Genomic DNA, 9,301 nt, shown 5'->3' on the forward strand with positions numbered 1-9,301 from the left:
CAGGGCAAAGAATACGGCGGACGGGTAGCCGTAACTGAACCTGAAACGCCAGTATGGTTCGTTCCGATACGCTGCGAAGTGAAGCGTCGTGAACAGCCTTAGCCGGTTTGCCGCAAGCACAGTGGCCGTTATCAATCGGCTTTAGGTGGATGATGAGGGTTTGTTGATTTTGCTCGGTATGGACGGCTTCAAAGCCTTCCCAGAGCGCAATGGGGAAGGTAATATTCGACATTGAGAACGGTTGGGGTTGGTCATTGTTTTTGTTTGGCGACTAAACAATAACTCTCCAACCGTTTTCATTTCCAGTCCACGCTAATCTGCGATGAACCATAAAAAAGCCCCTTGCGGGGCTTTTCACTGACATCACATTAGAGCGAAACGTTGTGGATCCGCGCTTTCTCTTTTATGTATGACAGGTAGCTGGTGGCGCTACGTGCAGTCTTGGAATCCTTGGAGGCCAATTCGGCACGGCGGTAAGCCGACTTATAGTCTTTCAGGTTCAAGTAGGCCAGTGCCAGCTCAAACTGAGCTTCGCCTGGGTTTTGCAATCCGGCATCCAGCGCTTGCTTGAATACCGGAATCGCTTCCTTGAACTGCTGATCCAAGGCCAGCAGACGGCCTTGTTTCAGGTACAGCTTGCCATCGTTACCGGCAGCAGCTGCTTGACCATAATAGGCCGCGGCCTTCTTCAGCTCCTTGGCGTTGTGGAAGAAACCGGCCAACATAGACAGGTTTTTCTCATTCTTTTCGATAAGCCCTTGTTTCATGTGCTTCTCGAAAATCACAGCGCCGCGATAAGCCGAACCTTTGGACGCCAACAGTTGCGACAAACGAGTGATGTTATCAGCAGTTTCCAGGAAACCGTTCTGATAGGCCAGATCGTAAGTCACTGTTGCCTTGTCGAAGTCCTCGGTCAGCAGATAGAGCTGAGCCAACTGAACCCAAAGACGCTTATCGTCCTGAAACAGGGGTACCATAGTTTCCAGAACACCAACCGCTTTCTTGTACTGCTTGAGGTTGAAGTAAGCCTGGAACTTAAGCTGATAAAGGTTCTTGTCAGGCTTTTCCGCCAATGACAAACCTTTGTCCGCTGTTTTCAGCACGTTTGGATAGTCTTTCAGTTCTGTATAGGCAATACCGATACGACGGTAGACCACAGGATCTTGCTTACAGGAGAAGTCCATCCACTTGTTATAGTAGGTGATAGCTTCTTTAAACTTCTTCTCCTGCAGCAGCAGATCCGCATACAACTTCAGCGTTGCACTGTGGTCGGTTCCGCCGAGGATATCGGCTTCTACTGCCTGCTTCAGGTACTTAATGGAGGTGCCCATCTGACCTTTTTCAGCGTAGAAGTTACCCAACATACGGGCGATATAGGCCTTGTCGAAGTCGTTACGGGCATTGGCTTCCAGCAATACGGCGATTGCTTCGTCCAGATTACCGTCCTGATAGGCTTCAAAGGATCTCTGCACCTTTTTGGCAGCAGTTTGACCCACAGCCTTGGCCTGACGCTGGTCGATAGGACACTTCTCAGCGGCCTGGGCGATTGGCGCCATCAGCACTGCACTGCCTGTCAAAGTCAACAGCATGGCTGCAGCAAGCTTATTCACTTTTTGCATCTTATCTGTCTCCTTGGTTCAGGGTGAAGTCCAGCTGAACTGTCATACCGGGTTGCTTCATCGGCTTACCGTCAACAATCTTCGGCTTGTACTTCCACTTCTTCAGTGCACGAACCGCTTCACGATCAAAGAGCCTTCTCGGTTCAGCCTGGATAACTTCAACATCATCAACACCACCGAGTTCGTTGATGGTAAAGCGAAGTTGTACCCAACCTTCTTTACCGTCACGCGCCGCAGCAATGGGATACTGAGGTTCAATCCGCACGATAGGTGTTGCGTCACCGTCACGGGTCATCATGTTGCCCAGCTTAAAGCCTGTGCTTGGACCGCCTGCTTCTACTCCACCCATATTGAATGACATATTGGTATCAATATCAGAAGAGCTATCCGGTGGCGTTTCCGCTGGCTTCGGTGGCTGCTCTGGTGGTGGGGGTGGCTTAGGTGTCACCCTTGGTTTCTTCTGTGCCTTCGAATCCTGCTTGTCCATTGTGATCTCGATAACTGGCGTTTCGGCTGAGGTGTCGCCACGTTGTGCGCCACCTCCGACCAGGAATGCCATAAACCAGAACAGACCAAAAGTCACAGCAGCACCAATAATGATAGATACTAGTGCTCTTAACATATCAGTCGTTCCCCGCAGATACCGAGACCTTATCAATACCAGCAGCCTTCACCTGATCCAGTACCTTAACAACCAAGCCGTGTTGGGCTTCTTTGTCTGCCTGGATCAGAACGGCGGCTTCTGGTGCCTCCGCCAACATACGTTCTACGTTAGCGGTTACTCGTTCAATATCAACCTGACGGTTTTCCATCATGATCACGCCGGTTTTGCTGACGCCGATAAAGATGTTCGCCGAAGGTTTTGAAGTCGCTGTGGACGCCTTGGGTTTGTTGTAGTCCAAACCGGATGGCTTCACAAACGAGGTGGTCACAATGAAGAAGATCAGCATGATGAACACGATGTCGAGCATCGGGGTCATATCGATCTGTGCTTCCTCTTCTACACTGGAATGCTTCTTACGTGCCATGTTCAATCTCTCTCTAGTGGTGTGGCAGGCTGTCTTTCAGCTTTTCCAAGCTGATTTTCATCTTGGCGTCCAAACGAGTGCTAAAGAACACCCCGGACAATGCCGCGACCATACCAGCCATAGTTGGCATAGTGGCCATAGAAATACCAGCTGCCATCAGACGAGCATTACTCGTCCCCTGAACTGCCATAACATCGAACACTGAAATCATACCTGTCACTGTACCCAGCAGACCTATCATAGGACAGATGGCTACCAGTGTTTTGATGATCAGCATACGTGCATTCATATCTTGCTTCGCTTGGGATACCCAAGCTTCACGGATACGGTGTGCATACCAGGAAGTCGTTTCCTCCCTGGCATTCCATGCGGCAATAATGTCTTTATGATTCTTTGGTGATACCCAGTTCAGATACCAGAATCTTTCAAGCATCAATACCCACATGAGAAACAGCACCGCCGCAACAAGCCAGAGGACGTCGCCTCCGGAGGCCATGAAGCCCCTGACGGAATCCCAAATGTCCATCAGGTATAGCATCATTAGTCAGCCCTCTTCTCTGCGTGTTCAGCAATGATACCGGCACTTTGCTCTTCAAGGATTTGAACAATAGACTTACTGCGAGCCACAACAATGGCATGGCACAACATCAGTGGCAGAGCCGCAATCAGACCCTGTACTGTAGTTACCAGTGCCATAGAGATACCACCGGCCATCAGTTTTGGATCGCCAGTACCGAACAGCTGGATGCTCTGGAAGGTTGCAATCATACCGGTTACGGTACCCAGCAGACCCATCATAGGAGCGATAGCTGCCAATACTTTGATGATGGAGATACGTGTTTCCAGCGCTGGTGTTTCTTTCAGGATGGCTTCATCCAGTTTCAACTCCAGAGTCTCAACGTCAACATCTTTGTTCTCTTGGTACACTTTCAGTACACGGCCCAGAGCGTTGTTACCTGGGTTGGCAACATTCTTGGCCTGAGACTTAACACGGGCACCGATAAGAGTCAGAGTAACCAGACGCTCCAGAGAGATCAGCAGACCCAGAGCCAGCAAGGCGATGATGATGTAACCAATGGTACCACCGGCCTCGATACGGTCTTGGAAGCTGGCCTTCTGAGTGAAGATGTTCAGCAGAGTACCGCGGGCAGGGTCAACGTACAGCTTGGCTGTACCTGAAGTGGTCTTTTCGAAGTCGGCGATAGGCTTAACCTGATAACCTTCAGGCTGCTGTGACAGCTCCTGGATCAGACCCAGCTCGTGGTTCAGAACCACGTATTTGTTGTCAGCCAACAGGTTAAAGGCACCGATACGGTAGATGGTGGTGTTTTTCACGTTACCATCAATGTCGGTTACAGAACCTTCGAACTTAACCACTTTGCCGGACTCGGCCATTTCGAACAGTTGCTCTTCCCAGAAGCGCTCCAGTTCTTCAATCTTAGGCAGTTGCTTACGGGCACCCAGGTCCTGAACGAACTTGTCACGTCCTGGATACTGAGCACTGACGTTGGAGTTGATCAGCTTGCCGGCGAAATCGCCTGCTTCACCTTTAACCACACCAAACATTTCACCCAGGTCACCCTGAGCGGTTTTCAGATCTTCTTCGAGCTGAGCAATCTTACGCTCGTTATCGAGGAAGGCCTGGTTCAGGTCTTTACCACGCTGAGTTTCAGCAGCCAGCGCATCTTTTTCACGCTTCAGCAGCGCAGCCTTGTCGCCACGCTCGGCTTGGAACTCTTTCTCACGTTTGGCGTTGATTTTACCTTGAGCGGCACGCTCAACTTTAACTTGCTGCAGCAGTTGGTCAATCGTCTTAGGCGCCTCGGCGGCACTGGCCATACCGGCAGACAGTGAAAAACTGGCAGCAACGACGGCGGTAGTGATTAGCTTTTTCATTATTGTGCAGCCTCCGCAGCTGGAATTGGTAGTGCGAACAGATCCAGAGCCCCTTGTTTACGGGCGATACGAATACCCTTGGTGATGTCACGCAGGTAGCTGTCATCCAGCTTATCCCAACCCTTGGTTTCAGGGTTGTACATCCAGGCAGTCTTCTGGTCCAGGCTCTGAGCGTACAGAGCTACGCGGCCCAAGCGGAAGAAATCAACCAGCACTTCTTTACCATCAAGATTCAGCTTACCGGTTTCAACGTCAACAAAGCTGCCGTATTCACGCTCGATGCTGTAAGCATCAAGGATCAGACGGAACTTTTCAGCCAGAGTCACTTCGGCAGTGTTAAGCAGGTCTTTGAGGTTTTTAACGCGCTGTGTACGGTCTTCAGATTTGAATGGCAGATCCAGAGCCACGAATTGCTCCAGTGCATCAACCATTTTAAACATCAAAGGAACAACACCCTGACGCAGTTTGTCTACGCCATTGATATCGTCCTGAATGGATTTCATTGTGGCTTCCTGATCAGCGACCAGTCCAGCCAGATAATCATTGTAGGCTTTGAGAGATTCACGCTCGTCAGCAACGGCGGAATATTCGAAAAGCATATCTTGAGCCTGGTCAAAATACTTATCGATCTTCTTCTGTGACGCAACGGCGTCTGACTGCAGACGACCCGCGGCTTGTTGCGCGTCGGTAAGAGGATCTGCAACGACTAAGTTGCTGCTGGCGAGTGCCAGCGCGCCAACAAGCGCAGAAGCGATTTTTGTTCTATTGCTTACCTTGGACATAGTTCCCAACCAATTTGAAGTGATTAAAAAGGTTTAACTTTTCAGCAACAGCGCCCCGAATATCCCTATTTCAACGGCAGGTGGTGCTATCAAGTATGTCTTTCTCTTGTGATTGTTAGTTTTTTATCTTCCCTTTCCTATGCCCCTGAAGGCATAGACCCGCTGGCATCATTTCACAAAATGTTGACCTGTGTCAACATTTGAAATGAGACGAAAACGCTGGAAACTAAGGCTAACTGTGTGATTAATCATCAATGGCTTTTTTTTACATTTAGTGATCAATTGTCAGCCATCTTCTTGAACGATGAATAGCGGTAAAAACAGCACCAGCTAATATTTAACCTTATGATTTATATATAATTAAAAAGCATAAGTCGGTGCGTTATGTTTTATCAATCTTGAAAGAATTCAATTCTGTCGAGCGATGGCAATACACTTTTTCCAAGTGATTACTGTCCTTGGGAAAGCGGTTTAACCACAAAGCCGTCTCCCCTGCTCTCTTGCCATGAAATCAATTGGCAGCCCGGGTCGATTCCAGTTGTTACGCAATAGTGTTTTGTCAATTTGCGACTATGTCTTACTTATATAGAGAGTTTAAAAAGTAAAAACCCCGGAAGGTATCCCGGGGTTTCATTCAATGAAGCTGACTTAATTCATCCAAAGATGAAATCTGTCATTAGAACTTCATGCTGGCACGAACGAAGAAGTAGCGGCCCAACATATCATAGGTATAAGGGTCGGTATTCGAGTCGTTGTTACCTGTGTAGTATGGAGGCTCTTTGTCGAACAGGTTGTTGACACCACCGGATACGCGGATGCGGTCGGTGATATCGTAAGAACCCGACAGGTCATGGTAAACCACGCTGTCAACTGAAGGCGCGTAGCAGCTGCCATCGTCGTTCTTACAAGCAAATGAATCCATACCGTCTATATAGCGGGCTTCATAAGTGACAGTCCAGTCATCACCGGCTGCTGTGATATTCAGATTGCTCTTGAATTTGGCATAAGCACCCACACCACCTGTGATGTAACCACGATAGTCAACCGCATTACCATCCGGGTCAAACTCTTCATACTCGCTCAGGATAGAGCTGTCCCAGCCGGCTTTCCAGTCCAGACCGAAGGCATCGAATACGTAGGCAACGTTGATATCGTAACCTGAAGTATTGGTAGCACCTATGTTCTGCAGACCGTTATCGAACTTGATACGACCACTATTGTCGATTTCGATATTGGAAGACTGACACAGCGCAGTGCCTGTGTTGATCTTGTTGCCACCGGCATCCAGACACTGGTTGGCAACATAGTTGTTGTCAACTGAAGTAATAGTGTTGGAGATCTCGATGTCATAGTAATCGACGGTCAGAGACAGACCTTCTACAAAGCTTGGTGAATACACCAGACCCAGAGTAGTGATATCAGCTTCTTCAGGGGTCAGCATTTCGTTACCACCAACAGTCACTTCAGCCTGGTCCTGATCGGTGGCAGGGTGAACTATCTGTTCGAACGATGGTGACTTACCACCGTACAGTTCATATACAGTTGGTGCACGGAAGGCTGTAGACATACCACCGCGGATCATCAGGTCATCATATACACGCCAAGTCAGACCCAGTTTCCAGGTAGTATCATCACCGAAAGTGCTGTAGTCGAAGTAACGCATAGCGGCACTCAGATCCACTTGTTGTGCCAAAGGCAGCTCGCTCAGCAGTGGGATTGCCAATTCGGCGTAGAATTCGTTAACGCTGAAATCACCGGCAGTTGGCTCAACACGAGGATCGTTTGCCAGCCCCTGAGAAGTCAGGGAATCCGGAGTATAATGAGCCGCTTCTTTACGGTGCTCATAACCCGCTGCAAAGCCCATCATACCGGCAGGCATTTCAAACAAATCGCCGGACAGAGTTGCTGCAATCACATCCAACTCACTGCCACCGCTGTTCACTTCGGTATAGATGTATGGCTTGATGCTCTCACCTTCCCATGAAGATTGCAGGAAAGGATCGAAAGTGCCTTCGAGTACCGCAGCGTTGATAGAACCTAAGTTGTGCAGGTTAGCCAGAGTATCGGTTGAGTCGTTCTTACCTTTGTTATAAGAAGCATCCCAGGTCCAGCCGTTTTCAAACTCACCTTCCAGGCCAACAACGATACGTATGGTGTCTACTACCTGGTCAAAGTCACGGGTACCGGACTCAACCATACGACGACCATAAGCCAGTTCTTCACCTGGCTGAACCCAAGGCAACAGGTCATCAGTCATCCAGCCGCCGGCTGATTTTGGATTGTAAACCCAGGCATCACCGTTCCAGATTGGCTGAGGCGCCATCTGCTGATTGGACCAACGCTTGGAGTACATGGCTTCGGTGAAGAAGCGAATAGATTCGGTCAGTTCATAAGTACCGGCCATGGACAGGTTCAAACGCTCCATTGGCGTCGACAGATAGCTGTCCTTGGCGTAGTTGTATCTGTCAGCATCGCTGAACTCGTGGTAGGTACCACCCAGGCCACTCAGATCGGCCTCAGACATGCCATCAAAGTACTGGAACTTTGGCTTACCTTCACCGTTATCAACATATTCACCATAGTAGCCCTTGTCACCTATGGCATAAGCACCTTCAGGTCCGGTGCCAACAATACCAAAGTTGTTGTCACCCCAGACATGGCCGCCTTGAGAGTAGCTACTACCGCCACAGTACAGGCTACGGTCCCCTTTTGGACCTGTCTCTGCAATCGGACAGTTGGAGAAATCGCGATCTGCCTGGCTGGCATCACCGCGCTTGGTGTACTGAGCATTAACTACGATATTACCTTTCTCGAAGGTGTTACCCAGAGTCATGTCGATGCTGGACTCGTCGGCATCGCCTTCTCCGGAAATACCGGTCTGAACGTTGATTTCAAAACCGTCGAAATCTCTTTTCAGAATGATGTTAACCACACCGGCAATCGCATCGGTACCATAAATGGCAGAAGCACCATCTTTCAGTACTTCGACACGCTGGATCATGGAAACTGGGATAGTGTTAAGGTCAACAGAAGAAGCTGCACCGGTACCGGATGCAATCATACGACGACCATTCACCAGAACCAGAGTACGGTTGTCACCCAAACCACGCAGGTTGATACGAGAGTTACCGCCTGAGCCGTTGTTGATACCGGCGTTGGTCATGGCGCCACCGGCAGAGGTCATTTTCTGCAGAACGTCATCAATGTTAACGGCACCTGACGCTATGATAGATGAAGCATCGATCACGCTAACAGGGCTTGCTGTTTCCATATCGGTGCGCTTGATGCGAGAGCCTGTAACCTGAATACGCTCTACATTGTCAGCACCTTCTTCGGCCGCCAAAACGGTTGGAGCGCTAAAAGCAGTCGCTGCAACACCACCAACCAATGCCAGACGCACTGCGTTGGTTAACGAATTATTCTTATACATACTTATCTCCCTTTCGACATCTTGTGTCTTGGTAACGGATCCGAATGCTTTGCCCGGATCCTTTAGTTGTTTGCAGGTAGACATAAGTTAACCGGCAACAATTTCACGCAAATAAAATCACATAACAAACATTTTATCAACATTTGAAACGTTAATATTGCATATAAAATTAACAACAAAAGAGAGAAGATATTATTTCACTGAGCTTGAATATAACGGCTATCACAGCGGTATTAGGTATTTGGGGTAGTGTTATAACTTGTAACAGCCTGAAGTAAGGGGAGTTTATCGCGATGCCTTTTTCCACCAGAAACGTAACACATGTGTTACATACCTCTTTCTGGAAAGGAGTGTGAACACTTGTGTTTTTCCAGTAAAAAATCCACCTGCATAGCAGGTGGCTTTGAACAGCCCCCTAGAAGGGGGCTAAAAGAATCACCCATCCAAACCAAGCTTGATCTGACCGTTTGATTCCTCTGCCTCTACTTTCTGTTGATACCTTACATATCGACGAATGATCTCTTCGTTTGCTCCCACTGAATCTAC

Annotated in this window: 8 protein-coding genes and 1 pseudogene; all 9 read right to left on the reverse strand. The window is 48.9% G+C overall.

What is annotated here, in order from left to right:
* On the reverse strand, positions 1 to 232 hold a 232-nt coding region (locus N512_RS24735; RefSeq protein ID WP_037475591.1), incomplete at its 3' end, for a hypothetical protein.
* Positions 233 to 368: 136 nt separating this feature from the next.
* On the reverse strand, positions 369 to 1,619 hold the full coding sequence (locus tag N512_RS0118720) for a tetratricopeptide repeat protein (protein WP_025011240.1): 1,251 nt from the start codon (positions 1,617 to 1,619) through the stop codon (positions 369 to 371).
* 1 nt (position 1,620) lies between these two features.
* Positions 1,621 to 2,241 (reverse strand): energy transducer TonB, encoded by a 621-nt coding sequence (locus N512_RS0118725; RefSeq protein WP_028781284.1) that lies wholly within the window; start codon positions 2,239 to 2,241, stop codon positions 1,621 to 1,623.
* A 1-nt stretch (position 2,242) separates the two neighbouring features.
* Positions 2,243 to 2,647, reverse strand: coding sequence for an ExbD/TolR family protein (locus N512_RS0118730; protein ID WP_025011238.1), 405 nt, complete (start codon positions 2,645 to 2,647; stop codon positions 2,243 to 2,245).
* Between the two features lie 13 nt (positions 2,648 to 2,660).
* Complete coding sequence (locus N512_RS0118735) at positions 2,661 to 3,188, reverse strand: MotA/TolQ/ExbB proton channel family protein (RefSeq protein WP_081737208.1); 528 nt, start codon at positions 3,186 to 3,188, stop codon at positions 2,661 to 2,663.
* Entirely contained in the window at positions 3,188 to 4,543 is a 1,356-nt protein-coding gene (locus tag N512_RS0118740; RefSeq protein WP_025011236.1) for a MotA/TolQ/ExbB proton channel family protein, read from the reverse strand. Before N512_RS0118740 ends, N512_RS0118735 begins: the two co-directional genes overlap by 1 nt.
* A complete protein-coding gene (locus tag N512_RS0118745) occupies positions 4,543 to 5,325 on the reverse strand; it encodes a DUF3450 domain-containing protein (protein ID WP_028781285.1) in 783 nt (260 codons plus the stop codon). The genes N512_RS0118740 and N512_RS0118745 overlap by 1 nt, the downstream gene beginning before the upstream one ends.
* A 676-nt stretch (positions 5,326 to 6,001) precedes the next feature.
* The gene (locus N512_RS0118750) at positions 6,002 to 8,755 is read right to left on the reverse strand and encodes a TonB-dependent receptor (RefSeq protein ID WP_081737209.1); all 2,754 of its coding nucleotides are present in this window, start codon (positions 8,753 to 8,755) and stop codon (positions 6,002 to 6,004) included.
* A 435-nt stretch (positions 8,756 to 9,190) separates the two neighbouring features.
* A pseudogene (locus N512_RS24225) lies at positions 9,191 to 9,301 on the reverse strand (IS200/IS605 family transposase); the annotation flags it as partial.

This window comes from Shewanella sp. 38A_GOM-205m (assembly GCF_000518445.1).
Taxonomy (GTDB): domain Bacteria; phylum Pseudomonadota; class Gammaproteobacteria; order Enterobacterales; family Shewanellaceae; genus Shewanella; species Shewanella algae.

Bases quoted from the DNA above. Each gene is read 5' to 3' on its own strand.
- N512_RS0118720 (WP_025011240.1), bottom strand. From the start codon at position 1,619: ATGCAAAAAGTGAATAAGCTTGCTGCAGCCATGCTGTTGACTTTGACA.
- N512_RS0118725 (WP_028781284.1), bottom strand. From the start codon at position 2,241: ATGTTAAGAGCACTAGTATCTATCATTATTGGTGCTGCTGTGACTTTT.
- N512_RS0118730 (WP_025011238.1), bottom strand. From the start codon at position 2,647: ATGGCACGTAAGAAGCATTCCAGTGTAGAAGAGGAAGCACAGATCGAT.
- N512_RS0118735 (WP_081737208.1), bottom strand. From the start codon at position 3,188: ATGATGCTATACCTGATGGACATTTGGGATTCCGTCAGGGGCTTCATG.
- N512_RS0118740 (WP_025011236.1), bottom strand. From the start codon at position 4,543: ATGAAAAAGCTAATCACTACCGCCGTCGTTGCTGCCAGTTTTTCACTG.
- N512_RS0118745 (WP_028781285.1), bottom strand. From the start codon at position 5,325: ATGTCCAAGGTAAGCAATAGAACAAAAATCGCTTCTGCGCTTGTTGGC.
- N512_RS0118750 (WP_081737209.1), bottom strand. From the start codon at position 8,755: ATGTATAAGAATAATTCGTTAACCAACGCAGTGCGTCTGGCATTGGTT.